Origin of the sequence: Xanthomonas sp. LMC-A-07 (assembly GCF_030208825.1) — a bacterium.
GTDB classification, from domain to species: Bacteria; Pseudomonadota; Gammaproteobacteria; order Xanthomonadales; family Xanthomonadaceae; genus Xanthomonas; species Xanthomonas campestris.
The window spans coordinates 645,446-670,937 of record NZ_JARVTF010000008.1 but is presented as its reverse complement, the minus strand read 5'-3'; the positions used below and the strand labels follow the sequence as shown (position 1 = coordinate 670,937).

The following is a 25,492-nucleotide window of genomic DNA, read 5'->3' as shown; positions in this document are numbered from 1 at the left end:
GGCCCATGGCATTTCTCCAGTTGCCGACACATCGCCTGCATTACCGCCTGGATGGCACCGAAGGGCGCCCCTGGCTAACCTTCTGCAACTCGCTTGGCACCGACCTGCACATGTGGGACGTGCAGCTGGAGGCGCTTGCGCCGCACTACCGCATCCTGCGCTACGACCGCCGTGGTCACGGCTACTCCGAATCGCCGCCCGGCCCGTACAGCGTGGCCGACCTGGGCCAGGATGTGATTGCGCTCTGGGATGCGCTGCAGATTGCGCGCAGTGATTTCTGCGGGCTCTCGATCGGTGGGCTCACCGGGCAATGGCTCGGCCTCAACGTGCCGCAGCGATTGCGGCGGCTGGTGGTCTGCGCCACGGCGCAGAAGATCGGCAGCGCCGATACCTGGGCCACACGGATCGAGCAGGTGCGCCACGACGGCTTGCCGGTGTTGATCGACGCCACGTTGCAGCGCTGGTTCACCCCGCACTTCGCCCTGTCGCATGCGCAGCGTCTGGACATGATCGCCGCCGCGTTCGTGTCCACCTCCCCCGACGGCTACATCGCCTGTTGCCAGGCGGTGGCCGATGCCGATTTCCGTGGCGCACTGGACGCGCTGGAGGTGCCATTGCTGGCCATCGCCGGCGACGACGATCCGGTCTGCCCGCCCACCGACCTGCGCGACATCGCCTATGCGGTGCCCGACGGCCAGTACGCGCAGGTGCCCGGCCGCCACATCTGCAACCTGGAATCGCCGGCAGCGTTCAACGACGTGCTGCTGGGTTTTCTCCAGGCCGAGTGAGCTTTCCCCCAACTACAAGGACACCCGATGCACGAAGACGAACGGTACCAGGCCGGCCTGCGCGAGCGCCGGCGCGTGCTGGGAGATGCGCATGTAGACCGCGCGCTGGCCGCGCGCACCGAGTTCACCGGCGAGTTCCAGGACATGATCACCCGCCACGCCTGGGGCGCCATCTGGACCCGCGACGGCCTGCCCGCCCATACCCGCTCGCTGCTGACCCTGGCAATGATGGTGGCGCTGGGATGTGATGAGGAATTCAAGCTGCACGTGCGCGCCGCGCGCAACAACGGCGTCACTGCCGCGCAGATCAAGGAAGTATTGCTGCAGGCAGCGATCTACTGCGGCGTGCCAGCGGCCAACCACGCTTTCGCACTGGCCCAACCGATTCTGGACGCGCAGGCGGCCGAAGGTGAGCCAAGAGAGCCGGCAACCGACGGTTAGCTGATCGGCACGATCGCGAGCGCGGGTGGCATGGCACACCATGCACGCGTAACGGATGAGACGCGCCGGCGCCCGCAGCGCACATCAACACCAAGACATCCGCACCCGATGCCACTCCTCCGCCAGGAAAGGGGCGGGGCCCGTGCACGGCGCAAGACCGCTGTGATCGAAGGTGTTCAAGCGCACGGACGCGCCTCGCATGCGTCGCACCGGCGGCACGCATCAAACATGCAATCGCACCGTAATCGCCCTGCGTTGGAGAGGGTTTCGTTGAGGGACGCGCCGTGACCAACGATGGAGAACCACCCGCACGCGCGCCGCAAGAAACATCTGCGCAACAGCAGCGCATCCCCGCACTGATGCCGCCACGCATCGCCTGATCGCCAGCGGCCATGACACACCGCCCGCACTGCGGTGATGATGCAGCCTCCCAATACGCCGGCCTGCCGCGTCCTTGCAGCACGCCGCCATCCACGAGGCTCCACATGATGCTACGTCTCGCCTGCCTGGCAGTGCTGCTGCTCCTCACCTGCGGCGCGCAGGCGCAACCACAGCCCGGCCCGGGCACGCAGCGTGCGCAGGTGCAGGCCGACGATGGCCAGCTACTGGTGGTGTGGTCGCGGCTGCCGGCACGGCCGCGTGGCACGCTGCTGCTGCTGCATGGGCGCACCTGGAGTGCATTGCCCAACTTCGATCTGCAAGTGGCCGGCGAGCCTGCCGACACGCGCTCGGTGCTGGCAGCGTTGGCACAGGCGGGCTACGCGGTGTACGCGCTGGATCTACGCGGCTATGGCGGCACCGCGCGCGATGGCAGCGGGTGGAACACGCCGGCACGCGCCGTGGCCGATGTGCGCGCCACGCTGACATGGATCGCCAAGCGCCATCCCGGTCTGCCGCCGCCTGCACTGCTGGGGTATTCCAATGGCGCACGGGTGGCCTTGCTGCTCGCCCAGGCGCAGCCGGAGCTGCTGTCGGCGCTGGTGCTGTATGGCTTTCCGGACGATGTCGATGCCGCGCCCGAAGCCACTGCCGTGCCAGCACAGCCGCCGCGTGAGCGCACCACCGTCGAAGCCGCTGGCTCGGACTTCATCACCGCCAATGCCGCGCCCGCCGCTGTACAGAACGCGTATGTGGCCGCTGCACTCGCGGCCGACCCGGTACGCACCGACTGGCGCGCGATGGAGCAATTCGCCTACCAGCCCGAGCAGGTGACGCGCGTGCCGGTGCTGCTGCTGCGTGGTGTGGATGACCCGCTCGCCACGCAGGCGGAGAACGCGCACCTGTTCGCACGCCTGGGCAGCGCCGACCGCAGCTGGGTCACCTTGCCGCACGCCGACCATGTGGCGCATGTCGAAGACAGCCATGCCGCCTGGGTGGACGCGGTGGTCGCCTTCCTGCGCCGCCCGCGCTGAACCAGCCGGACGCGCTCAGCTGAGCAGGGCGCCCAAGCGCTGCGCTGCCTGCTTGAGCGGCTCCACCCACTGGGTCTGCATGGTCTGCAGGCTCACCCGCCCGGCCTGCGCACCGATATTGAGCGCGGCAATCACTTCGCCACGCAGGTTGCGCACCGGCACCGCGATCGAGCGCAGGCCGATCTCCAGCTCCTGGTCGGTCAGGCAGACGCCTTCGCGGCGCGCCCGTGCCAGCACCTCGAGCAGGGCGGCGGGCTGGGTCACGGTGCGGTCGGTGCGCGGACGCAAGGTGGTGCGTTCCAGATAGGCCTGCAGCGTGTCGGCAGGCAGGGCCGCCAGCAGCACCCGGCCCATCGACGTGCAATAGGCCGGCAGGCGGGTGCCGGGCCGCAGCCCGATCGACATGATGCGCACGGTTTCCGCGCGTGCCACGTACAGCAGGTCATCGCCATCCAGCACCCCCAGCGAGCACGACTCGTGCACCTGATCGCGCAGGCCATCCAGCACCGGCTGCGCCGCGGCGGTCATCGACGAGGACGCGGTGTACGCACCGCCCAGCCCCAGCACCCGCGGCAGCAACACATAGCCGCGGCCCTGCTCGCCCACATAACCCAGGGCCGCCAGGGTGTGCAGCACGCGCCTGACCGCGGCGCGCGAGATGCCGGTCTCCAGGCTGATCTGCGACATCGTCACCTCGCGCGCGTGCTGGGCGAACACGCTCAGCACCACCAGCCCGCGCCCGAGCGAGGTCATGAAATCCGGGTCACCTTTGGCAGCGGCAATCTGCTGCATCAAGGCATGCGGCAGGCCGCGCTCGCTGCTGGCGATGGCCGGCGCGGCGGGACGTTTGCGGCGGGAAGAGGTGGGCTCGGGCATCGCATCGCGCTAGGGGCAGGTGTCTGCATGGTAAGCGCATCGTCCCAATGCATGGCCCCGGTCTCAGCTCGGCCCCTTACCGGGTGAGCGCTTCACCCTGCTTGACGCATAATCGTCACTGGTCTTTTTCCTGCGTTGGTCCTCTTCCTCCATGAAAACCCCCAAGGGCCTGCAACCGCTGATCGACGATGGCGTCATCGACGAAGTGTTGCGACCACTGAAAAGCGGCAAGGAAGCCTCCGTCTACGTGGTTAGCGCGGGCGAAGACATCCTGTGCGCGAAGGTCTACAAGGACATGGCGCAGCGCAGCTTCCAGGCGCGCGTGCAATACCAGGAAGGACGCAAGGTGCGCGGCAGCCGCCAGGCCCGTGCGATGGGCAAGGCCACCAAGTTTGGCCGCAAGGAAGCCGAGACCGCCTGGAAGAACACCGAGGCCGACGCGCTCTACCAACTGGTGGATGCCGGCGTGCACGTGCCCAAGCCGCGTGGCTACTTCCACGGCGTGCTGCTGATGGACCTGGTGACCGATGACGCCGGCCATAGCGCGCCACGGCTGGGCGAAGTAGAGCTGGAGCCGGAACAGGCGCGCCTCTTCCACACCAGCCTGGTCGGCGACGTGGTCAAGATGCTGTGCCTGGGCCTGGTGCATGGCGACCTCTCCGAATACAACGTGCTGGTCTCGCCCGACGGCCCGGTGGTGATCGACTTCCCGCAGGTGGTCAGCGCGGCCGGCAACAACGCCGCACGCGACATGTTGCTGCGCGACGTGCACAACCTGCGCGACTGCCTGGGCCGATTCGCCCCCGAGCTGCTGGACACCTATTACGGCGAAGAAATGTGGGCGTTGTTCGAAAAGGGCGAGCTGCGCCCGGACAGTGCATTGACCGGCCGTTTCACCTTCGACACCAAGCGCGCCGACGTGCGTGCCATCCGCGCCTCGATCGAGGACGCGCGCCAGGAAAACCTGATCCGTCAGCAGGGCCGCGAGGCGGCCGCCGAAGACGATTGATCGCGATGGCTGCAGCAGGTGTGTGGCTGCGGCGTTACCAGCGGCTAACGCTGCTGTCTAAAGTTGCTGCGGTCATCCGCAACAGCGCTTGGCTGCCTGTGGCTAACAGCACGCACACGTTGCGCCAGCATGGACGATGCCGCGGTGATGCGCCCGGCCAATACCCCGCATTGCAGTGACCTGCCTGCATCGACATCAGGCGCATGATCGAAACAATTGATGACGCGTAATGGTTAAAGGCCATAACGATCTGGCAAGCTCGGCCTCTCTCATCGCTGCTGGAGTCCGTCATGGAATTCGATCCCGATGTCGTGCGCCTGTTCGTGCAGCTGCAGCAAGCGGGGCAGCCCCCGATGGAGGCGCTGCCGTTGCAGGAAGCACGCGCCATGATGCGCGGCATGGGAGCGCAGCTGGGATTTCCACGGCTGCCGATGGCGCAGGTAACCGACCTGCAGGCCGACACTGCCGCCGGCACAGTGCCGCTACGTCTGTACCGGCCGCCGGGCCTGTACGACACGCCCGCGCCCACCTGCCTGTTCGTGCACGGCGGTGGCGGTGTGGTGGGCGATCTGGACTCGCATGACGACGTCTGCCGGCAGCTGGCGGCACGCACGCCGTGTCAGGTGCTGGCGGTGGACTATCGCCTCGCGCCCGAACATCCGGCGCCGGCCGGCGTGGAGGATGTCATCGCCACGCTGCACTGGCTGGCCGAGCATGCCGACGCGGTGGGCGCCGATCCGCAGCGTCTTGCGATCTGCGGTGACAGTATCGGAGGTGGCATGGCGGCGGTGGCCGCGATCACTGCACAGCAGCGAGGTATCGCGTTGCGCTGTCAGCTGTTGCTGTACCCGCTGACGGATGCGCGCCCGGATACCGGCGTGCATCCCTCACGCGGCCGCAATGCCGAGATCCCGCCGCTGACCCGCAGCGCGGTGCAGTTCTTCAATCGCCTGTTGCTGCCGGACATGCGCCTGGCCGACCACTGGCACATCTCCGTGCTGCTGGCGCCGGACGTGGCCGGCGTGGCGCCGGCTCTGGTGGTGCTGGCCGACCGCGACATCCTGCACGACGAGGGACTGCAGTACGCCGAGCGCCTGCGCACCGCCGGCGTGGAGGTCACCCAGCGCACCTGTGTCGGCATGATCCATGGCTTCATCACCATGGGTGGTGTGATCCGTGCGGCCGAGGAAACCATCGACCTGGCGGCGCTGATGTTGCGGCAACGGCTGCTGCCAGTGCAGCCGCGCTTTGCTGCGTAGCTAGCACTTGCGTCGGCGCGCCGGCGGCGCATTCAACGCATTACCGAAAGGCCGCTGACCAAGTCGCGCGGCCGGTGCGTGCGCTCAGAAATTGAAGCGGAAGGTGGTCATCAAGACGTGATTTTCGCGGTCGATCGTGCGGTTATTGACGAACTGATTCAAATACCCGACATCGACATTGGAGATCGCATTGAACTTCCAGTTGATGCCCACGAACACCCGGTTCTGATCGATGCCGCTACGTGCGCCCCACTGGGTCTGATCGAGATTGACGAACAACTCGTTGAATGCCACCCACGACAACTGCGGGCTCAGGCTGCTCGGACGCACGGCCCTGATCATCTGCCGCACCCGGTAGCCTTCATCGCTGAAGCCTTCGCGGTGGCGTTGCTCCAGACGCGTGCGGCTGGTGATGGTGATGTTGGCGATCGGATCGAACTGATACTGGAACTGTCCCCACCAGCGATTTTCGCGATTGGACGGCTGCCCGGCCGGGTGACTGATGATGGTGTCGTAGCCCATCCAGACACTGGCTTTCGGATTGAACCGATAGAACACGGCAGGGCGCAGGATCAATTGATCGAACTGCTCGCCTTCCTCGCGCCAGCGCGGGTGCACGTCCATGCTCCAGTAAAGATTCTCGACCGGCAGCTTGCCTTGCGCATACACGCTCAGCCAGTAACGCCCGTCTTCTTCGGTCTGTGCCGCCGCCTGCGAGGTGCTGCCCAGCATCAGCAACAGGGCGGGACAGGCGATTCGGTAGGTTGCCGTCAGCAGCGCACGCAGTCTGTTCATGATCAGGAAGTCGTCAGTGGTGCCGGAGCATATCAACTCGGTCGCGACCGCCATCAAACTTCCAGGCATCCGCCATGCGATACGGCTCAATCGCTTCGCACCGGGCGACATGAACTCGCTGCGTGACATCTGTTGGCAATCAGTACCTACATTTCGGTGCCCCCAATTTCTCCCGAACAATCGGCCGATGCGGCTAGACACGTGAGGGTCCTGCGGGTACCCGGCTGCACGGCAGCCAGGAACATCTGTCACTCACGCCAATGCACACCTCAAGGCCAAGGCAGCGCGTGTAACGTCACGTCGCTGCCGCTGTCCTGCGCACCGACCACTAGCGTCACGCCACCTGGCTGCGCCGCGCGCGTTCCAGGTGCACCAACAGCAGCGAGATCGCGGCCGGGGTCATGCCCGGAATGCGCTGTGCCTGGCCGATACTTTGCGGACGCACGCGTTCGAGTTTCTGCTGCACTTCCATCGACAGGCCACGCACGCCGGCGTAGTCGAAACCTTCGGGGATCGGCGTCGTTTCGTGGCGCTGCTGGCGGGCGATTTCGTCGCGCTGACGATCCAGGTAACCGGCGTACTTGACGCCGATTTCCACCTGTTCGGCGACCTGCGCATCGTCCACGCCCGGGCCCAGCGTCGGCACCCGCATCAGCGCGGCGTAGCTGAGTTCCGGGCGCTTGATCAGGTCCAGCACATTGGTCTCGCGGCTCATCGGCACGCCCAGGGTGTCGACCACCTCGCGGCCCAGGGCATTGCCCGGCGTGGCCCAGAGTGCCGACAGGCGCGCGGTTTCGCGCTGCACCGCCTCCTGCTTGCTGGAAAAACGTGCCCAGCGCGCATCGTCGACCAGGCCCATCGCGCGGCCCACGCCGGTCAGCCGTAGGTCAGCGTTGTCTTCGCGCAGCTGCAGCCGGTATTCGGCGCGGCTGGTGAACATGCGGTACGGCTCGGTGGTGCCGTGGGTGATCAGGTCGTCCACCAGCACGCCCAGGTAGGCTTCGTCGCGGCGCGGCGACCAGGCCGGCAGCGCCTGCACGTGGCGCGCAGCGTTGAGCCCGGCCAACAGGCCCTGCGCGGCGGCTTCTTCGTAACCGGTGGTGCCGTTGATCTGCCCGGCGAAGAACAGCCCGCCCACCGCCTTGGTTTCCAGCGAGGCTTTGAGCCCGCGCGGGTCGAAGAAGTCGTACTCGATCGCGTAGCCGGGGCGGGTGATATGCGCCTGCGCAAAACCGCGAATCGAGCGCACCAGCGCCAGCTGCACGTCGAACGGCAGCGAGGTGGAAATGCCGTTGGGATAGATCTCGGTGACGTCCAGGCCTTCCGGCTCGACAAAGATCTGATGGCTGGTCTTGTCGGCGAAACGCACCACCTTGTCTTCGATCGACGGGCAGTAGCGCGGGCCAATGCCCTCGATCTGCCCCGAATACAGCGGCGAGCGGTGCAACGCGCCACGGATGATGTCGTGGGTCTGCTCGGTGGTATGGGTGATCCAGCAGCTGACCTGGGTCGGGTGGTCGCTGAGCTGGCCCATGAACGACATCACCGGCAGCGGGTCATCACCTGGCTGCTCATCCATCAACGTGTAGTCGAGGGTGCGCCCATCAATACGCGGCGGAGTTCCGGTCTTGAGGCGATCGATGGCGAACGGGCGCTCACGCAGCCGCGCTGCCAGCGTGGTGGCCGGCGGGTCGCCCATGCGCCCGGCCGCGTATTGGGTCTCGCCGACATGGATCTTGCCGGCCAGGAAGGTGCCTGCGGTCAGGACCACGGCCGTGGCTTCGAAGCGCAGCCCGGTCTGGGTAATCACCCCACGTACGCTGTCGCCTTCGGCGGCACCGTTGTGGATGATCAGATCGTCCACTGCCGCCTGGAACACGGTCAGGTTGGGCTGCGCTTCGACGATGTGGCGGATCGCGCTGCGGTACAGGTTGCGATCGGCCTGGCAGCGGGTGGCCCGCACCGCCGGCCCCTTGGAGGCATTGAGGGTGCGCCACTGGATGCCGGCCAGGTCCGCCGCCTTGGCCATCGCCCCGCCCAGTGCGTCGATCTCCTTGACCAGGTGCCCCTTGCCGATCCCGCCGATGGCCGGGTTGCAGCTCATCGCGCCCACGGTCTCGATGTTGTGGGTCAGCAACAGCGTGCGTGCACCGGCGCGGGCAGCCGCCAGCGCCGCCTCGGTGCCGGCGTGGCCGCCACCAATCACGATGACGTCGTAGCGATAGAAGGAGTCGGACATGGGCGTGGACCAGAAGCAGGAGGAAGACCAGCGGCCGCGAACGTAGCGGCTGAAGGGCGGTTTGCGGCATTAACACGTGAAATGTGTGACGTTAATCACATTATCGAACACTGGCACTCAAGTTGGCATGTTTCGTGCGGATATCCCTACTGCACCCGTCGTGGCATTGCGACATGGGCGCAAGGCTGGAATTGGAACAGGGGCCAGCCGCGCGTGCGATGGGGTAGCGTAAGGGCCGGTAGTCGGGGGACTGCCGGCCCTTAGTTTTATCTGCACGTCGCCGGCGCACACGCTCTGGCCTGCTTCGCAACGCTCCAATGCACAAAGCCCCGGCATGCCGGGGCTTTGTGCATTGGAGGCGCCGATATCCGACAGGGCCGGAACAGGGGGGATCCAGATTTCCCTGTCGGACATCGACATAAGTCGGTCAGTGGAGTGGCCAGGTCAGAAAACGACGTGGCGGGTCACACAGTGCACCTAGCTTGCAGCCAAGTGCAGACTGAACGCAAGCCCCCAACATTACCAAGTGTGGGCTGCGTCGCAGTCAGCCGATCAGGGAATCTGCTGGCGCGTATTGCGTGGTGCGGTCTGCCGCTGGATCTCGCGGATCACCCGCGGCGGAGCACCGATACGTGGCGGCTGCGCCGGACGCGGTGGCGCGCCGGTGGCTGGCGGCGGGTTGGGGCGCTGCGGGCGCGGACCGTTGGGCCGGCCACTCGGGCGTGGGCCATTCGGCCGGGGACCATAGTTGTTGTAAGGACGGTACTGCGGACGTCGATCGTACTCGCGGTAATAATAGCCGCCGCCGCCGCGATAGACCGGGTACACCGGATAGTCGTACAGACCGATCCCGCCGGCTCCGTAAGGGCTGCCGTAGGAATACGGCGCATAGCCCGGCGGGTAGCGGTACTGCACCGCGGGCGCGCCACGGTAATACCCACCCGACCCGGCGCCGGTGTAGTCGTACGTCGCGCAGCCGCTCAAGGCCAGCAGGCCGGCGGCAAGGATCAGACGGAATTTCATGGATGGTGCCCTCCTGCAACCATGGTGTCACTGTCGAACCACGGCATTGAATCGGTCCTTAACTGTGCGGTGATGGCGCGTATGTTCATTGAACGAGCATGCGCGGGACGCCGACCCTCGACCGTGAAGAGTGAGGCGATACGTTAATCTTGGGAGCATGATCGAAACGCTTCTTCCTGCCTATTCCGACGTCCTGCAGGCGGCTGCACGCATTGCCCCGCACACCGCACCGACCCCGTTGCTGCGCTCGCACACGCTGGACACGCTCAGCGGTGCGCAGCTGATGTTCAAGGCCGAGCACCTGCAGCGCAGCGGTGCGTTCAAATTCCGCGGCGCCTGCAATGCGGTCTGGGCGTTGCCGGCCGAGACCGCCGCACAGGGCGTGGTGACGCACTCTTCCGGCAACCATGGCGCGGCGCTGGCCCTGGCTGCGCGCACCCGCGGCATCGGCTGTCATGTGGTGGTGCCCGAAGGCGCGGTGGCTGCCAAGCTGGCCAATATTTCCCGGCATGGCGCCACCTTGTGGCGCTGCGCGCCGACCATCGCCGCGCGCGAGCAGCTATGCGCCGAGGTCCAGGCCAGCAGCGGTGCGACCCTGGTGCACCCGTATACCGATCCGGCGGTGATTGCCGGCCAGGGCACCGCAACGCTGGAGCTGCTGCACGACAGCGGCGGCCTGGATGTGCTGGTGGCGCCCGTGGGCGGCGGCGGGCTGGCGGCCGGGGCCGCCCTGGCGCTGCAGGCTTCGCCCGGCTGCGCGCTGGTGCTGGCCGAGCCGGCGGGCGCAGCCGACACTGCGCGGTCGCTGGCGGCGGGGCAGCGGCTGGTGGACTTCGTTCCCGACACCGTGTGCGACGGGCTGCGCGGCACCCTGGGGGCGCCCAACTTCGCGCTGCTGCAGGCCGCCGGGGCGCAGGTCATCACCGTTGACGATGCCGCCGTGGTGCAGGCCATGCGCCTGCTCTGGCAGGTCTTGAAGCAGGTGGTGGAACCGTCGTCGGCCATCGCGCTGGCGGCCGTGCTGGCCGACCCGGCGCGCTTTGCCGGGAAGCGGGTGGGCGTCATCTTGTCTGGCGGCAATGTCGACCTGGACGCTTTGCCGTGGGCCGCCGCGTGAGCAGGCCCTCGCGTGGGCTTGGCCTGTGGGGTTGGGGGTGGCGGCTGTGCATGCTGGCGCTGATCTGGCTGGTGGGCGTGGCCGGCTGGATCGTCTGGGTGGGCGACCGCGACCAGGCCGCACCGGCTGACGTGATCATCGTGCTGGGCGCGGCGGCCTACGACGCGCGCCCCTCCCCCGTGTTCGAAGAGCGCATCCGGCATGCGCTGGACCTGTATGCACGCGGCTATGCGCCGCATCTGCTGTTTACCGGCGGCTTCGGCAACGGGGCGCGTTTTGCCGAATCCCAGGTGGCGCGGCGCTACGCGCTGCGGCACGGCGTGCCGTCGGAAGCCATCGTGATCGAGACCAGCTCGCGCACCACCCGGCAGAACCTGCTGCAGGCGCGCGCGCTGATGGAGCGGCATGGCATGCACCGGGCGATCATCGTCAGCGACCCGCTGCACATGGCGCGCGCGCTACGGCTGTGCCAGGAGCTGGGCGTGGATGCGCTGGCGTCGTCCACCCCGAGCACGCGCTTCCGCAGCTTCCACACCAGCTGGCGCTTCCTGTTGCAGGAGGTCTATTACTTCCACCGCGATCTGGTGGTGCAGGGCGCCTGATGCCGGGCCTATGATGGCGGCTTTCCCAGCGGCAGGTTCGAGCATGAGCGAGAGCAATCGGCAACGCGCCACCGGCCTGGTCCAGGCCTACTACGAGGCATTCAATCGCGGCGATTGGGACGCCATGCTGGCGTTCCTGGCCGAGGACGTCGCCCACGACCTCAACCAGGGGCCACGCGAGATTGGCCGGGCGGCCTTCGCCAGCTTCCTGCAGCGCATGAACGACAGCTACCGCGAGCAGCTGCGCGACATCGTGGTGACTGCCAATGACGAAGGCACGCGCGTCGGCGCCGAGTACGTGGTGCATGGCGTCTACCACACCACCGACGAAGGCCTGCCGGATGCGAACGGGCAGACCTATGTCCTGCCCGGCGGCGCGTTCTTCGATGTGCGCGATGGGCAGATCACGCGGGTGACCAATTACTACAACCTGCAGGAATGGATTGCGCAGGTGTCGCGCTGACGCCAGGGCTGCTGCGGTGCAGGTTGGCTAAATCAGCCGCTGGACTGCGTTGGATCGCGCTCGCGCGCAATGAAGCGTTATCGGTAACGCCACATCGCGCGCGAGCGCGCTCCTACGTGGTTGGTCGGGCATTGCAGTAGCTGACGGGCGTAGCGCCTGCGTTACAGCAGCACGATGCCCACGACCACCAGCACGAAGATGCCCCACTTGAGCGTCTGGTAGAGCGGGTTGTTGCGCTCCTTCAGCGCCTTGGCCTTGAGCCGTGCGGCGTAGAAATACCGGAACACCCGGTTGATGCCGCCGGTCTTGTCGCCTTCCTGGTTCGGCGAGGCGCCGGCCGAGAGCAGGCTGCGGCCGACGAAGCGATTCACCGCCGCCGCCCAGCGCCAGCGCATCGGGCGCTCGATATCGCAGAACAGGATGATGCGGTCCTGGTCTGTGTCGTTGCGTGCGTGGTGGATGTAGGTCTCGTCGAACATGGTCCACTCGCCGTCGCGCCAGCTGTGGCGCTGGCCGTCGACGTCGATGAAGCAGCGGTCGTCGTTGGGCGTGGCCAGGCCCAGGTGCAGGCGCATGGAGCCGGCGAACGGGTCGCGGTGCGGACGCAGTTCGCTGCCCGGCGGCAGCTCGGCGAACATCGCCGCCTTGACCGTGGGAATGGAGCGCAGCAGCGCGGTGGTCTGCGGGCACAGCTCGGCCGCCGACGGGTGCGCGGTGCCGTACCACTTCAGGTAGAAGCGCTTCCAGCCGCGGCGGAAGAACGAGTTGAAGCCGATGTCGGTGTAGCCGTCGGCCGCGCGGATCTTCTGCATCTGCTGCAGCGCCACTGCCTCGTCGCGAATCAGCGTCCAGTTCGCGCGCAACGGGGCCAGCTCCGGAAATTCCTTGCCCGGATCGATGAACGGCGTGGTCGGCACCCGCGAACACAGATACATCAGCGTGTTGATCGGGGCCATGAAGGTGGAATGGTCCAGCAGCTGCCGGCTGAGCCGGTGGCGCACGCGACCGCGGTAATGGATGTACAGCGCTGAGGCAATAAACAGCGCGATGATGAGCCACTTCAACATTGGGGAGGCCGGTTGGGGGCGGGGGCCGTTAACTGGTGAATTCTACCGGTTGCAAGCGCCGAGCCTGCCTGATCGCGATGGGCTCGGCGGTAATACTGTGTCCTACCGATGACCGGCGACATGCGCTGGCAGGGTGTGCGCCGCTTGCGTGCGGTTGACGCACCGTGGCGCGGGCGCCGGGGTGCTGCCGGAGGCAACGGGACCGAGGCAGGCGATTGGTGCATGCCGCCGCCGCGCCTGCCTGGCGGCTGCGCCCGCGCAGTGATCGCCACGCTTAGTCCTGGCGGCGGCGGATCGGGATCGCGCCCACCGGCACGCTGGCGATGTCCTGCCCGCGCTCGCGGATCGGAGCGCCCGGCGCCGGCGCCCAGGCGTGCGCGTAGATGACTTCCCACGAACTGGGCAGGGTGCCATCGGGCCGCCGCAGGGGTTCGTAGGCCGCACTGGCGGCGGCGAAGCGGCCGCGGCCGGTCAGCGTGGCGCGGCGGTTGCTGAGCGCATTGGTGGCGCCCATCGCGCGCAACTCGCGCATCAAGGCCGGCAGGTCGTTGTAGGTGAGGGTGAACAGGTCGCGGTCCAGCACCGGGTCGCGGAAGCCGGACATCATCAGCGCATCGCCGAACTGCGCAATCGGCGGGAAGCGGCTCACATGCGGGGCCGGGTCGGCCTGCGCGAAGGCCTCGCGCAGTTCGATCAGCGTCTCCGGGCCGAAGGTGGAGCACAGCAGCAGGCCGCCGGGCCGCAACGCGCGCCGAAAGCCGGTGAACACCGCCGGCAGGTCTTCCACCCACTGCAAGCACAGATTGCTGAAGATCACATCCACGCTGCCATCGGCCACCGGCAGCGCGCGGGCATCGGCGCAGACCTGCGCAAACGGCTTCCACCAACCCGCAGTCTTGCGCGCCTGGCGCAGCATCGGCAGTGCCTGGTCGAGCGCGATCACCTGGGCCTTGGGCCAGCGTTTCTTGATCGTTGCGCTCGCATGGCCCGGGCCGGCACCCACATCCAGCACCACCTTGGGCGCGGTGTCGCCGAGATAGTCGAGCGACTCCAGCAGGCGCGTTTCCACCTCGCGTTGCAGGGCGGCGGCGGCGGCATAGCTGCTGGCGGCACGCGCGAAGGCGCGCCGGACGTGGCGGGGGTCGAAAGTGCTGTTCATTGCCGCGCTATTGTCGCCGCTGCGCGCCGCCGAGGGAATTGCCGCAGCGACACGGTGTGATGCGCGCCGGCGTGTTGATGCGTAGCGCCAGTGGCGTCAAAACGTGCCCGGGTAGGCGCCGCCGTCGATCAGCAGGTTCTGCCCGGTGATGTAGCCGGCCTGGGCACTGCACAGGAATGCGCAGGCCGCGCCGAATTCGTCCGGCTCGCCAAAGCGCCCGGCCGGGATGCCGGCGCGTTTGTGCGCGGCCACCGCCTCGGCGCTGGTGCCTTGTTGCTCGGCGATCACGGCGAAGTTGCCGCGCAGCCGGTCGGTAGCGAACTGGCCCGGCAACAGATTGTTGAGGGTGACATTGTCGGCCACGGTGCTGCGCGCCAGCCCGGCCACGAAGCCGGTGAGACCGGCGCGCGCGCCGTTGGACAGGCCCAGGATGTCGATCGGCGCCTTCACCGCGCTGGAGGTGATGTTGACGATGCGGCCGAAGCGACGCGCGCGCATCGCATCGACCGTGGCGCGGATCAGTTCGATCGGGGCCAGCATGTTGGCGTCGAGCGCACGCAGCCAGTCCGCGCGTTCCCATTGACGGAAATCGCCCGGCGGCGGCCCGCCGGCGTTGTTGATCAGGATATCGACCTGCGGGCAGGCGGCCAGCGCCGCGGCACGGCCTTCGCTGGTGGTGATGTCGGCGACGACGCTGCGCACCTCACCCGCATTGGGCAGGGCGCGCAAGTTGCTGGCGGACTGCTCCAATGCCTCGCGGCCACGCGCGACAATCACGACATTGGCGCCTTCGCGTGCCAGCGCCTGTGCGCAGCCCAGTCCCAGGCCCTTGCTGGCGGCGCATACCAAGGCCCAGCGCCCGGCGATTCCCAGATCCATGCGGTGCTCCTTCAAATCAACGAATGCGCATGATCGGTGATCGCGGCTGCACGGCGTGTGGTGGTGGATCGGACAGTGTGTTGATTGGCGGTGGTCCCAGGAGTGATCTCGCATTGCGTGGCGATTCGCAATCACTGCAATAGCTGCGAGAGGCGGCAGCGGTGCGTGCTGGTAATTGCCGCGGCTCAGGGGCGCGGTGGTACCAGGACGGCATGAGCTCATCATCTCAGGTGTGCGTTGTAGTTAGTCGGGTGCACACCCTGCGCCGGATGCGCGCACCCGTCTTCTCGTCCGCGATCAGCAGGTCGTCGATGCGGATCTAAACGCCTGCGTGGGTCGCGTACGCACAGCCCGGTGTACGGCAGCTTGTCGGCGCGCACGCACGTGTCCTTCAGGCCCGGCAGACGTAGCTGAAGTTGATCCGGCGCGAGAGGCTGTTGCACTGACCGGCGATAGCGACGGGAAACAAAAAAACAGTGTGCTGCGAGCAGTGCGATTCGCACTGTGGTGCGAAGAGAGCAGGAGTGCGCCATGCGCGATCCTGGGTGGCATGCCACCGAAAAACGGCTGACGAGATAGTTGCATCTGCAGTGCTCGCGCATTGCGTTATCGATGTACTGGGCAGGCTCAGGCCTGCGTCAGCGGAAGTGCACCCCATCCAACGCAGCTCACGATTGCTTGCGGCCAGTGAATTCTCACTACACGCCGCAGGCCGACGTGAAGCCTTCGCCATGCATCTGCGCGAGGGCAGATGCACCTTGCTGCCGCGTCGCATCACACACGGTGTGCATCTCTCAGGGCAATGCTGCAACAAAGCGGTGCAGCGCCTCGGCCACCTGGTCGGCGTGGCCCAGGAACGGTGCATGTCCGCCGCCGTCGATGGTCAGTGCCTGTGCATGTGGCGCGCGCGCAGCCGCGGCATGCATGCCGGCGGCCGGCACCAGGCGGTCGCGTTGCCCGGCGATCCACAGGCTGGGCCGCGCAAGCGTTGCCAGCGCGCGGCGCAGGTCGGTGCGTTCGAGCAGGCCCAGGCCATCCTGCAGCGCGCTGGCTGCCGGTTCGCCGCGCGCAGTGAGAGTCTCGCGCAAGCTGCGCAATTCGCTGCGCGCATGCGCCGAGCCCAGCGTGTCCAGGGCGAGAAACCGGTCGAGCGTGCCGCGGTAATCGCGCGCAAGATCCTGGCCGAATTGCACGAAGACCTCGCGTTCCACTGCATCGGGCCAGTCATTGCCACGCACGAAGCGTGGCGTGGCGGCGATCATCGCCAGCGCGCGGACCTGCGGTTGGGTGGCCGCCGCATGCAGTGCGAACAGGCCGCCCAGCGACCAGCCCACCCAGACCGCCGGCGGCGTGGCCGCGGCAATTGCGGCCACCACGTGCGGCAAGGCCAGCGGCGTAGTGTCGTCGTGGCTGAAGCCATGCCCGGGCAGGTCCACCAGATGCAGTTGGTAGTGCGGTGCCAGGCGCTCCACCAAGGGTGCGAACACACCGCCATGCAGTGCCCAGCCGTGCAGAAGAACCAGTGCCGGCCCGTGGCCGATGACGTCGATATGCATGCGCGTAGTGTCGCCGATCATGCGTGCTTGGTCAGGTAGCTGCGGCCTCGGCGCGCAACGCGGCCACGCGTGGGCCAAGCCAACGCCACTGCGCACGTGCGTAGCCGCGCCAGCACCAGCGATCGGGCCAGCCCCACGCGCGCGCACGGTGTGCGGCGATGGCCGCGCTCAACCACGCCGGATCGAAGCCGTCCCACACGCCGGCCACGCTGTACACATTGCTGCGCAGCACCGGGTGCACGTCGTGCAACAACATCGTGCGCAGCTGTTCCAGCGAAAACGGCGACTCCGCCAGGCAGCGCACGATGCGCGCGTGCATGTCATCGACTGCGGTATCCAGATACAGCTCGGCCATTGCCTCCCACACGCGGCGTTGCGCCGGCGTCGGGGTGTGCATGCTCAGGCCAGCGCGCGCTGCGGCTGGCGGCTGACCACATCGCGCGCCTGCACGATGGCATCGACCAGGGCCTGCACCTGTTGCGGCGTGTGCAATGCCGACAACGTCACCCGCAGCCGCGCCTTGCCTTCGGGCACGGTGGGTGGGCGGATCGCACCGACCATGAAGCCGGCTTGCTCCAGCGCCGCCGACATCGCCATCACGGTGGCCTCTTCGCCACACAGCAATGGCTGGATGGGGGTGTCCGAGGCCATCAGTTCGAACCCGTGCCGGCGCGCGCCATCGCGGAATGTGCCGATCAGTTCGGTCAGCCGCGTGCGGCGCCAATCGTCGCGACGCGCCAGGCGCACCGCAGCCAGGGTGGCGGCCACCTGCGCGGGCGGCAGCGCGGTGGTGTAGATGTACGGGCGCGCGGTTTCGGCCAGATGGCGGATCAGCGCTTCTTCGCCCACCACCACCGCGCCATAGCCGCCCAGGGCCTTGCCCAGGGTCACCAATTGCAGCGGCACTTCGGCCACGCCGAGCCCGGCATCGGCCACGCAACCGCGGCCCTGCGGCCCCAGCACGCCCACGCCGTGCGCATCGTCGACATAGAACAAGGCCTCCTGCATGCGCGCGACCAGGCTCAGCGCACGCAGTGGCGCAACGTCGCCATCCATGCTGAAAACACCGTCGCTGGCGAGCATTGCCGCGCCCTCCGGCGCGCCCTTGAGCTGGCGCATCGCGCCTTCCACATCCAGGTGCGGGTAGCGGCGCAACCGGCAGCCGGCCAAGCGCGTGGCATCCAGCAGGCTGGCGTGATTGAGCCGGTCCTGCACGCAGACATCGTCTTCTTCGCTGAGCAGCGCCTGTTGCACGGCCAGGTTGGCGATGAAGCCGCTGCCGAACAGCAGCGCCGACGGATAGCCCAGCCATTCGGCGATGTCGCGCTCCAGCGCTTCGTGCGCGGTGTGATGGCCGCAGATCAGATGCGAGGCAGTCGCCCCGGCACCATCGCGCGCGGCGGCATCCTGCAGTGCGGCCACCACTTCGAACTGTTGCGACAGGCCCAGGTAATCGTTGGAACAGAAACCGGTCAGCCAGCGCCCATCGATTTCCAGGCGCACGCCGTCGCGGCGGCCCACCTGCCGCCGCACCCGCACCCGCTCCTGGGCCACGCGCAATTTGCGCAGCGACGAAATCCGTTCGTGCAGATCGGGGCGAGCCATGGTGTTCGTCGACAGCGGAAGAGGGCCGCTAGCGTAGCGTGCCGGGCCCAGCGCGCCCAGCCGGCACCGACGGCCGGTGCCGGCTGGGCGCTGATGCGGTCAGGCCGCGTGCTCGCAGGCGGCGCCGCAGGTGATGTCCGCATGCACGGTGCCGGGGTGGTCGTGCTCGGCGGCGTCGACGGTGATCTGCATCGGGCGCAGGCCCAGCCGCTGGAACAACGCCTGGTCGCGCTCGGTATCGGGGTTGCCGGTGGTGAGCAGCTTTTCGCCGTAGAAGATTGAGTTGGCACCGGCCAGGAAGCACAGCGCCTGCAGTTCGTCGCTCATCGCCTCGCGGCCGGCGGACAGGCGCACCATCGACTTGGGCATGGCGATGCGCGCCACCGCGATCATGCGCACGAACTCGAATGCATCCAGCGGCTCGGTGCCGTGCAACGGAGTGCCGGGGACCTGCACCAGCTGGTTGATCGGCACCGAGTCCGGGTGCGCGGGCAACGTGGCCAGCGCATGCAACAGGCCGACGCGGTGCTCGCGGGTTTCGCCCATGCCGACGATGCCGCCGCAGCAGGTCTTCAAGCCCACATCGCGCACGTGCTCCAGGGTGTTCAGGCGGTCCTGGTACTGGCGGGTGTGGATGATCGAATCGTAGTAATCCGGCGCGGTGTCCAGATTGTGGTTGTAGTAGTCCAGCCCGGCGTCCTTGAGCGCGCGCGCCTGGCCGGCGTCGAGCATGCCCAAGGTGGCGCAGGTTTCCAGGCCCATCGCCTTCACCTCGCGGATCATCGCGGCCACCTTGGGGATGTCGCGGTCCTTGGGCGAGCGCCACGCCGCGCCCATGCAGAAGCGCGAGGCGCCCGCGGCCTTGGCCTGGCGGGCCTTGGCCACCACGTCTTCGGTATCCATCAGTTTCTGCGCACTCACCCCGGTGTCGTAGCGCTGCGCCTGCGGGCAGTAAGCGCAATCTTCCGGGCAGCCGCCGGTCTTGACCGACAGCAGCGTGGAGACCTGCACCTCGGCCGGGTCGAAGTGGGCACGGTGCACGCTGGCGGCGCGATGCAGCAGCTCGGGAAACGGCAGCGCGAACAGCGCATGCAGTTCTTTGCGATCCCAGTCATGGCGGACGACAACGGACATCGGGGTTTCCTGACAGTCAGCGGCTTGGAAGCCAGGCAGTCTGGTGAGCATGGACGAGGCTGTCAACTTCACGCATCCGCATTCGGTTTACAGGTGGCCACAACGGCTGCTGCGGTTGCTACTGCCGTCGCTGTGCCTGGTGTGCGCGGAGTCGGGCACTGACGATTGCGACCTGTGCCCGTCCTGCCGGGCGGCGCTGCCTGACCACGGCACTGCCTGCGTATGCTGCGCCACGCCGTTGTTTGCCGCTGCCGGGCTGCCACTGTGCGGCCAGTGCCTGCAGCACCCGCCGCCGCTGCAGCGCGCATATGCCTGCTTCACCTATCGCTGGCCGGTGGACGGGCTGCTGCGACGCTTCAAGTTCCATCAGGATCTGGCGGCCGGACGGGTGCTGAGCGAGTTGATGGCCGCGCGCTGTGCCGCCTTGCCGCGGCCACAGGCACTGGTGCCGGTGAGCCTGCACCGGCAGCGGCTACGCCAGCGCGGTTACGACCAGGCGCTGGAGTTGGCCCGGCCGCTGGGCCGCGCACTGCAGCTGCCCTGCCTGCCGCTGCTGCGCCGCATGCGGGCCACGGCGCCGCAGTCCGAACTGGATGCCGACGAGCGCCGACGCAATCTGCGCGATGCGTTTCTGGCGCGTGGGCCGCTGCCCATCCATGTGGCGCTGGTGGACGACGTCATGACCACGGGCGCGACCTTGCATGCAGCCGCACAGGCGTTGCGGCGCGCCGGTGTGCAGCGCGTGGACGCCTGGGTCTGCGCGCGGGTGCCGTGAGGGATGGTGGCTTGCGCGTTGTAGCGTTGCGCCGTGAGGCTTGGCCCGCAAGGTTGTCGGCGACGGGTCATCCAGTTGCGCTGCTATCGGTGTCACGAGGACAACATGCCGAGGCGACAGCGCGCCCGGGGATTGGCGCAGAGCGGCACATGGATGTGTCGCGGCGGCGAGTCAGGCAGAGGATGTCTGAACGAGCCGAATAGCCGATCTCCGGGCGCGCTGGCGCATCCCACCTTAGCCGGCGCCTGACAGGTGGAGCCATGCCGTACCCCAGACCACGTTCCGCGCCCCGGCCTGTGTTTGCGGCGCGGGCGCTCCAAGGCGCCACCAGTGGCGCGCCACCAGTGTCTTCGTGCCCCGGGCTTAACGTGCGACGCGATTGCCGTACCTGCCCGCTAGCGCAACGCCAGCGCCGCGGCGATGCCGACGAAGATCGCTAGGCCTACCCAGTTGTTATGCAGGAAGGCGCGGAAGCAGGGACCGCGTTCGCGGTGGCGGGCGATGTGGAATTCGTAGGCCACCAGCAGCGCTGCGATGCCCAGCCCAGCCCAGTAAGCGATGCTGAGACCGGCGCGCAAGCCCACCAGCACCAGGGCCGCGAACATCAGCGCGTAGAGCACGCCTTGCGCGATCAGGTCGTAACGGCCGAACAGGATGGCGGTGGATTTGCTGCCCATGCGGATGTCGTCCTCGCGGTCGACCATGGCATACCAGGTGTCGTAGGCCGTGGCCCAGAGGATGTTGGCGGCGTACAGCAGCCAGGCCAGCAGCGGCACGCTGCCCTGCACGGCGGCGAAGCCCATCGGGATGCCCCAGCCGAACGCCATGCCCAGGTATACCTGCGGCAGATGGGTGTGGCGCTTCAGATAGGGGTAGCTGGCCGCCAGAAACAGGCCGGGCACGCTCAGCGCCACGGTCAGCCAGTTGAGGCTGAGCACCAGCGCGAAGGCGACCAGCATCAACACCACGAATACCCACAGCGCCTCGCGGCCGGAGACCGCGCCAGTGGCGAGCGGACGCGACTTGGTGCGCTCCACGTGCGGATCCAGCCAGCGGTCGGCGTAGTCGTTGATCACGCAGCCGGCCGAACGGGTCAGCCAGACGCCAGCGGTGAACACGAACAAGGTCCACAACGGTGGCAGGCCTCCGGCCGCCAGCCACAGCGCCCACCAGGTAGGCCAGAGCAGCAGCAGGCTGCCGATCGGGCGGTCACCACGGACCAACTTCCAATACTGTCCCAGGCGCTCTGGCCACGTCAGCGCAGGGGCCGTGGGCACGTTCTCGAAACCTTGCTTGCTCATGCTGCAAAGGGTAGCAGCGCGACTTGGCCGCGGTCATGCGCTTGACGGTGTGGACGTCGCTGTTGGCTGCGGTTGGGCGCGCTTTTGAAGTGGGTTTTCAGGTGCGGGGCGCTGCAGCGCTGGCGGGATCGCCCCATCTGTGCGACCGCAAGGATAAATGAGGAGGCGCCTTCGGCTGGTGTGCGCGGAGGGATGCACGCCGAGAAGCGGGCTAGGGCTCGGCGATCACGCGGATGGCGCCGGTTCTGGCATAATGCGCGGCCAGGCGCTCGTAGCTCAGCCGGATAGAGTAGTGGCTTCCGAAGCCATTGGTCGGGGGTTCGAATCCCTCCGGGCGCACCAGACATAAGTCGGCCCGTTTGTGATGGCACTGCCATTGCAAACGGGCCGATCGCGTTTTCAGGGGATGCGCGGCCACGCGATGTGCGGGGCCATGGCTGCCACAGGGCGGGCGCGCCGCCCTGCAATGCGGGCCTTACAAGGGGTCTGGCGCCGGAGCGGTGGCCTTGGCCTGCTGCTTGCCGCGGGCGCTTTCGATGGCGCTGCGCAGCTTGCGGGCCGCACCGGTGACCGCAGACGCGGTGGTTTCGGCGCTGTTGCTGGCGGCAATGGGCGGCAGGCCGGCGACATGCGCCTCGATACTGCAGGTCCGATCCGCCGCACCGCCACGCTGACCGTTCTCGTCGCGCAAATGCACTTCCACGCGGGTGATGTCGTGGGCAAAGTGCGCCAACTGCGCGGCACAGGTCTTCTCGACGTGCTGCACAACGGAGGGGTCATGCGGCACGTGGTTGTCGGTCTGGATCTGGATCTGCATAGGAGTCTCCTTCGCGGTCATCCGCTGCGTCTGCCGCAGCGGTGATTCGATTCTGCGACAGCCAACTGTTGGCACGAGGTGACAGCCCGGCGCCGACGTTCATGCGCTGGTTGGCTGGCGTCGCAGAGCCATGTGGTGGGGGACTGGATGCCCAGGTGCGCCAGGGCGTGCTGACTGGCGAGGACGCGTGTGTCGGCGACTCGCCTGTCGTCCCTAGCTGCTTGCCATTGCGCGCACCCCACATTCGCCTACGTGAGCCTGTCTGGCTTCGATCACATGCTCAACTCGAACGCGGACTGTCTTCGGCTCACGTGGCTCATCGCCCTGGACACGGTCTCGACATGCACACCGCTCGCTGGGCTATCCCGACCCGGTCGGTCCGCTGGTCAATGGGCCCACTACGTGCACCGTGGCTTCCAATGGTCTCCGCTGGCGGGCGCACTCATCGCTGAATCGGCGCGGCCGGCGTGAGCCGAATGGCCGGAACCGCTCCGGGCGGTGGCTTAAGATTGCGGGCTCTGCGCACCGTCCGCGCCTGCCCGATACCTGCCCGTGTCTGAATTTCGAGTGGTTCCAACTGCCCATCGCGGCGTCCTGCGGCGTCTGCTGTTGCTGGTGGCCCTGTGGATGGTTTGCGTGGGTGCTGCGGTGGCGCAGGACGAGGACACGCTGCAGGAAAATGCGCAGGCCCAACTCGACAGCATGCAGAAGGTTCTCAAGCAGGCCGAAGCGGGGCTGGACAAGGCCGATAAGGATCAGCTCGGCAAGCTGACCGATGAGGTCACCGGCGCGCAGCGGCAGGCGCAGGATCTGGTGCGCACGTTGGATCCGCCGCTGAAGGAACTCAACGTGCGGTTGGAGGCACTTGGCGTCAAGCAAGCAGGCGAACCGAAAGACCTGACCAAGCAACGTGACTCGCTGGCCAAAGAACGCGATGGGCTGGATGCCGAATCCAAGCGCGCCATGCTGTTGGTCTCCGATGCCAAGGACCTGGCCGATCGGCTCGAACGCGAACGCGTGCAACGCTTCAGCGTGCAGCTCTCAACGCGCGTCGCCTCGCCGTTGTCGCCGACATTCTGGAACCAGATTGCGCAGCAGTGGCCTGACGATCGCGCGCGCCTGCAGGCGTTGTCGGCCAGGACGGTGCAGATGGTGCAGGCCGGAACCGCCGCCAATGGCGTCGGCGGGCTGATCACCGGTGTGGTGATCGCGTTGTTGCTGGCGCTGCCGCTGCGCATCTTCCTGCGCCATCTGGGCCGGCGCTATGCGGCCTCGCGCGCGCCAGGCGGACGCTTGCGGCGCTCGGGGCTGGCGTTGTGGTTTCTGCTGATCGGCACGCTGACGCTTGGAGTCGCGGCGTTGGTGCTGGTCGAAAGTATCCGCTCGCTCGGCCAGGTGGCGGAGGATCTGAACCAGTTGCTGACCGGGTTTGTCGCGGTCAGTCTGGTGGCCGCCTTCGTGGGCTCGCTCAGTGCCAGCCTGCTGATGAAGCACCAACCCAGCTGGCGGTTGTTCCCGCTGGATGACGCCACCGTCGATCGGCTGCGCGTGCATTGCTTGGCCACCGCAGCGGTGATCTGGTGCAGCGGCATGGCGTCCAAGATCAACGAGGCGGCGGGCAGCAGCCCGGCCTTGAATACGGCCACCGATGCGGTGGCGGCATTGCTGTATGCGGGGTTGATTTTGTCGGCGCTGGCGGGCCTGAGTCTGTCGTTGCGCGCGCACGCGGCCAATGCGGGTGTGGTCGATCCCGACAGCGACGCGCCGCCGCCGGTAGTCTCGCGCGGCGGCGGCTTCATCGTGCTGATCCGCCTGCTGGGGCATCTGGCGGTGATTTTTGCGCTGATCGCCGCCTTGTTCGGCTATCTCAATCTGGCCTTGTTCGTGGAGCGGCAGATCATCTGGATCACCCTGGTCTGCAGCCTGCTCGGCTTGCTGGTGGTGTTCGCCGACGATCTGATGACCTGGCTGTTCAAGCCCGATGGCCGTTTCAGCCGCGCGCTCGCGCACGCGCTCAGCATCGGAAGTGGACGCCTGGTGCAGCTGGGATTGCTGATCTCGGCGGCGGCCCGCGTGGTGCTGGTGCTGTTGGGCATCGCGTTGCTGCTGACGCCGTATGGCGCAAATCTCAGCGTGGTGGCCGACTGGGCGGAGAACATCACCCACGGCATCAACATCGGCAAAGAGCTGGTGATCACCCCCGGCGATGTGTTCCGGGCGCTGTGCGTGTTCCTGCTGGGCATGGGGGTGGTGCATGTGGTGCAGCAGTGGTTGCTCAACACCTATCTGCCCAAGACCGAACTCGATGCCGGCGCACGTAACTCCATCAGCACGGTGGCGCGCTATCTGGGCTGGTTGATCGTGGTGGTGTGGGGCCTGACTGCGCTGGGCCTGGACCTGAAACGGTTGGCGCTGGTGCTGAGCGCGTTGTCGGTGGGTATCGGGTTTGGCTTGCAGGCGATCACGCAGAACTTTGTGTCGGGCCTGATCCTGCTGGCCGAGCGGCCGGTGAAGATTGGCGATTGGGTGCGCATTGGCGACCAGGAAGGCGACGTGCGCAAGATCAGCGTGCGCGCCACCGAGATCCAGGTCGGTGACCGCTCCACGCTGATCGTGCCCAACTCGGAATTGATCACCAAGAGCGTGCGCAACATGACCTTGTCCAATCCGTTGGGCCGGGTGCAATTGCAGTTCTCGGTGCCGCTGGAAACCGATGTGGCCAAGGTGCGCGACATGCTGCTGGAGTTGTTTGCCGAGCACACCAAGGTGCTGGCCGAGCCGGCGCCGGTGGTGTTCATCGACTCGCTGGCCGGCGGCCACGTCAACTTCAATTCGTTTGCCTATGTGCGCAGCCCGCGCGATTCGTATGGCGTGCGCAGCGAACTGTTCTTTGCGTTGCTGCAGCGCATGGACACTGCCGGCATTGCGCTGCAATCGCCGCAGGAAATCCGCTTCAGCCGTGCGGGTGCGGCGGTGGCGCGCGATGCGGGCGATGCCACGCCTGCTTCGGAAGGTTGAGCTGGCGTGCGTGTGTGGTGCGCTGGTAATGCGTCAGCGCGGTGGATGGCGCGGGGAATGCACCGGCTGCGGCACGTCGTGTGCATGGTTTTAGGCCGGGTGGGCGGCAGGCGCGGTTGCCTCGGCGCTTACGAGGCATCTGACGTGACGACGAGCG

At 67.3% G+C, this 25,492-nt stretch carries 23 protein-coding genes and 1 tRNA gene; 11 read left to right on the top strand and 13 right to left on the bottom strand.

Features of this window, described 5'->3' with window-relative positions; genetic code table 11:
- The first annotated feature begins 5 nt into the window (after positions 1-5).
- The 3 genes from pcaD (at position 6) to QRM89_RS10310 (ending at position 2,641) form a co-directional block, all read left to right on the top strand.
- Positions 6-788 carry a 3-oxoadipate enol-lactonase gene (gene pcaD / locus QRM89_RS10320; protein WP_040940445.1) on the top strand — a complete coding sequence of 261 codons (783 nt, stop codon included), beginning with the start codon at positions 6-8 and terminating at the stop codon, positions 786-788.
- A 27-nt stretch (positions 789-815) separates the two neighbouring features.
- The gene (pcaC, locus tag QRM89_RS10315; protein ID WP_285447947.1) at positions 816-1,229 is read left to right on the top strand and encodes a 4-carboxymuconolactone decarboxylase; all 414 of its coding nucleotides are present in this window, start codon (positions 816-818) and stop codon (positions 1,227-1,229) included.
- A gap of 485 nt (positions 1,230-1,714) precedes the next feature.
- On the top strand, positions 1,715-2,641 hold the full coding sequence (locus QRM89_RS10310) for an alpha/beta fold hydrolase (protein WP_285447946.1): 927 nt from the start codon (positions 1,715-1,717) through the stop codon (positions 2,639-2,641).
- A 15-nt stretch (positions 2,642-2,656) separates the two neighbouring features.
- On the opposite strand, the gene QRM89_RS10305 is transcribed toward QRM89_RS10310, so the two are convergent.
- Complete coding sequence (locus QRM89_RS10305) at positions 2,657-3,517, bottom strand: IclR family transcriptional regulator C-terminal domain-containing protein (protein WP_011035627.1); 861 nt, start codon at positions 3,515-3,517, stop codon at positions 2,657-2,659.
- Between the two features lie 151 nt (positions 3,518-3,668).
- On the opposite strand from QRM89_RS10305, the gene QRM89_RS10300 reads away from it, so the two are divergent.
- Positions 3,669-4,526, top strand: a complete 858-nt coding sequence (locus tag QRM89_RS10300) for a PA4780 family RIO1-like protein kinase (protein WP_011035628.1) — start codon at positions 3,669-3,671, stop codon at positions 4,524-4,526.
- Positions 4,527-4,816: 290 nt separating this feature from the next.
- Complete coding sequence (locus QRM89_RS10295; protein WP_285447945.1) at positions 4,817-5,785, top strand: alpha/beta hydrolase; 969 nt, start codon at positions 4,817-4,819, stop codon at positions 5,783-5,785.
- An 84-nt stretch (positions 5,786-5,869) separates the two neighbouring features.
- Here the strand turns inward: QRM89_RS10295 and QRM89_RS10290 are convergent, their stop codons facing one another.
- From QRM89_RS10290 to QRM89_RS10280, 3 genes are all read right to left on the bottom strand, one after another.
- Positions 5,870-6,517: a DUF2490 domain-containing protein gene (locus QRM89_RS10290; protein WP_161963390.1), complete on the bottom strand. Its 648-nt coding sequence runs from the start codon at positions 6,515-6,517 to the stop codon at positions 5,870-5,872.
- A gap of 397 nt (positions 6,518-6,914) precedes the next feature.
- On the bottom strand, positions 6,915-8,819 hold the full coding sequence (gene mnmG, locus QRM89_RS10285) for a tRNA uridine-5-carboxymethylaminomethyl(34) synthesis enzyme MnmG (protein WP_103700885.1): 1,905 nt from the start codon (positions 8,817-8,819) through the stop codon (positions 6,915-6,917).
- A gap of 552 nt (positions 8,820-9,371) precedes the next feature.
- Positions 9,372-9,842, bottom strand: coding sequence for a hypothetical protein (locus tag QRM89_RS10280; protein WP_014509288.1), 471 nt, complete (start codon positions 9,840-9,842; stop codon positions 9,372-9,374).
- 157 nt (positions 9,843-9,999) lie between these two features.
- Between QRM89_RS10280 and QRM89_RS10275 the strand changes: the two genes are divergently transcribed.
- Genes QRM89_RS10275 through QRM89_RS10265 form a run of 3 tightly spaced genes read left to right on the top strand, consistent with a single transcriptional unit; the run spans position 10,000 to position 12,024 of the window.
- A complete protein-coding gene (locus tag QRM89_RS10275) occupies positions 10,000-10,959 on the top strand; it encodes a pyridoxal-phosphate dependent enzyme (RefSeq protein ID WP_228424938.1) in 960 nt (319 codons plus the stop codon).
- Entirely contained in the window at positions 10,944-11,561 is a 618-nt protein-coding gene (locus QRM89_RS10270) for a YdcF family protein (RefSeq protein ID WP_011035634.1), read from the top strand. The genes QRM89_RS10275 and QRM89_RS10270 overlap by 16 nt, the downstream gene beginning before the upstream one ends.
- A gap of 43 nt (positions 11,562-11,604) precedes the next feature.
- The gene (locus QRM89_RS10265; protein ID WP_011035635.1) at positions 11,605-12,024 is read left to right on the top strand and encodes a nuclear transport factor 2 family protein; all 420 of its coding nucleotides are present in this window, start codon (positions 11,605-11,607) and stop codon (positions 12,022-12,024) included.
- Positions 12,025-12,185: 161 nt separating this feature from the next.
- Here the strand turns inward: QRM89_RS10265 and lpxO are convergent, their stop codons facing one another.
- The 7 genes from lpxO to bioB form a co-directional block, all read right to left on the bottom strand.
- The gene (gene lpxO, locus QRM89_RS10260) at positions 12,186-13,091 is read right to left on the bottom strand and encodes a lipid A hydroxylase LpxO (protein ID WP_011035636.1); all 906 of its coding nucleotides are present in this window, start codon (positions 13,089-13,091) and stop codon (positions 12,186-12,188) included.
- Positions 13,092-13,365: 274 nt separating this feature from the next.
- Positions 13,366-14,250, bottom strand: coding sequence for a malonyl-ACP O-methyltransferase BioC (bioC, locus tag QRM89_RS10255; protein ID WP_285447944.1), 885 nt, complete (start codon positions 14,248-14,250; stop codon positions 13,366-13,368).
- 96 nt (positions 14,251-14,346) lie between these two features.
- On the bottom strand, positions 14,347-15,129 hold the full coding sequence (locus QRM89_RS10250; RefSeq protein ID WP_115572040.1) for an SDR family oxidoreductase: 783 nt from the start codon (positions 15,127-15,129) through the stop codon (positions 14,347-14,349).
- A 794-nt stretch (positions 15,130-15,923) separates the two neighbouring features.
- Positions 15,924-16,685, bottom strand: coding sequence for a pimeloyl-ACP methyl ester esterase BioH (gene bioH / locus QRM89_RS10245; protein ID WP_285447974.1), 762 nt, complete (start codon positions 16,683-16,685; stop codon positions 15,924-15,926).
- A 31-nt stretch (positions 16,686-16,716) separates the two neighbouring features.
- Positions 16,717-17,082, bottom strand: a complete 366-nt coding sequence (locus tag QRM89_RS10240; RefSeq protein ID WP_285447943.1) for a hypothetical protein — start codon at positions 17,080-17,082, stop codon at positions 16,717-16,719.
- 2 nt (positions 17,083-17,084) lie between these two features.
- Positions 17,085-18,290 carry an 8-amino-7-oxononanoate synthase gene (gene bioF / locus QRM89_RS10235; protein WP_285447942.1) on the bottom strand — a complete coding sequence of 402 codons (1,206 nt, stop codon included), beginning with the start codon at positions 18,288-18,290 and terminating at the stop codon, positions 17,085-17,087.
- A gap of 99 nt (positions 18,291-18,389) precedes the next feature.
- On the bottom strand, positions 18,390-19,424 hold the full coding sequence (gene bioB / locus QRM89_RS10230) for a biotin synthase BioB (protein WP_057671193.1): 1,035 nt from the start codon (positions 19,422-19,424) through the stop codon (positions 18,390-18,392).
- Positions 19,425-19,473: 49 nt separating this feature from the next.
- On the opposite strand from bioB, the gene QRM89_RS10225 reads away from it, so the two are divergent.
- Positions 19,474-20,199, top strand: a complete 726-nt coding sequence (locus QRM89_RS10225; RefSeq protein WP_225041093.1) for a ComF family protein — start codon at positions 19,474-19,476, stop codon at positions 20,197-20,199.
- A 395-nt stretch (positions 20,200-20,594) separates the two neighbouring features.
- Here QRM89_RS10225 and ubiA read toward each other — a convergent pair whose 3' ends face one another.
- On the bottom strand, positions 20,595-21,500 hold the full coding sequence (gene ubiA / locus QRM89_RS10220; RefSeq protein WP_285447941.1) for a 4-hydroxybenzoate octaprenyltransferase: 906 nt from the start codon (positions 21,498-21,500) through the stop codon (positions 20,595-20,597).
- 265 nt (positions 21,501-21,765) lie between these two features.
- On the opposite strand from ubiA, the gene QRM89_RS10215 reads away from it, so the two are divergent.
- Positions 21,766-21,842 (top strand) — tRNA-Arg (locus QRM89_RS10215).
- A 133-nt stretch (positions 21,843-21,975) separates the two neighbouring features.
- Here the strand turns inward: QRM89_RS10215 and QRM89_RS10210 are convergent.
- Positions 21,976-22,317, bottom strand: coding sequence for an HPF/RaiA family ribosome-associated protein (locus QRM89_RS10210; RefSeq protein WP_040940458.1), 342 nt, complete (start codon positions 22,315-22,317; stop codon positions 21,976-21,978).
- Between the two features lie 594 nt (positions 22,318-22,911).
- Here QRM89_RS10210 and QRM89_RS10205 point away from each other — a divergent pair.
- Positions 22,912-25,335 (top strand): DUF3772 domain-containing protein, encoded by a 2,424-nt coding sequence (locus QRM89_RS10205; RefSeq protein WP_343237679.1) that lies wholly within the window; start codon positions 22,912-22,914, stop codon positions 25,333-25,335.
- Positions 25,336-25,492: the final 157 nt, after the last annotated feature.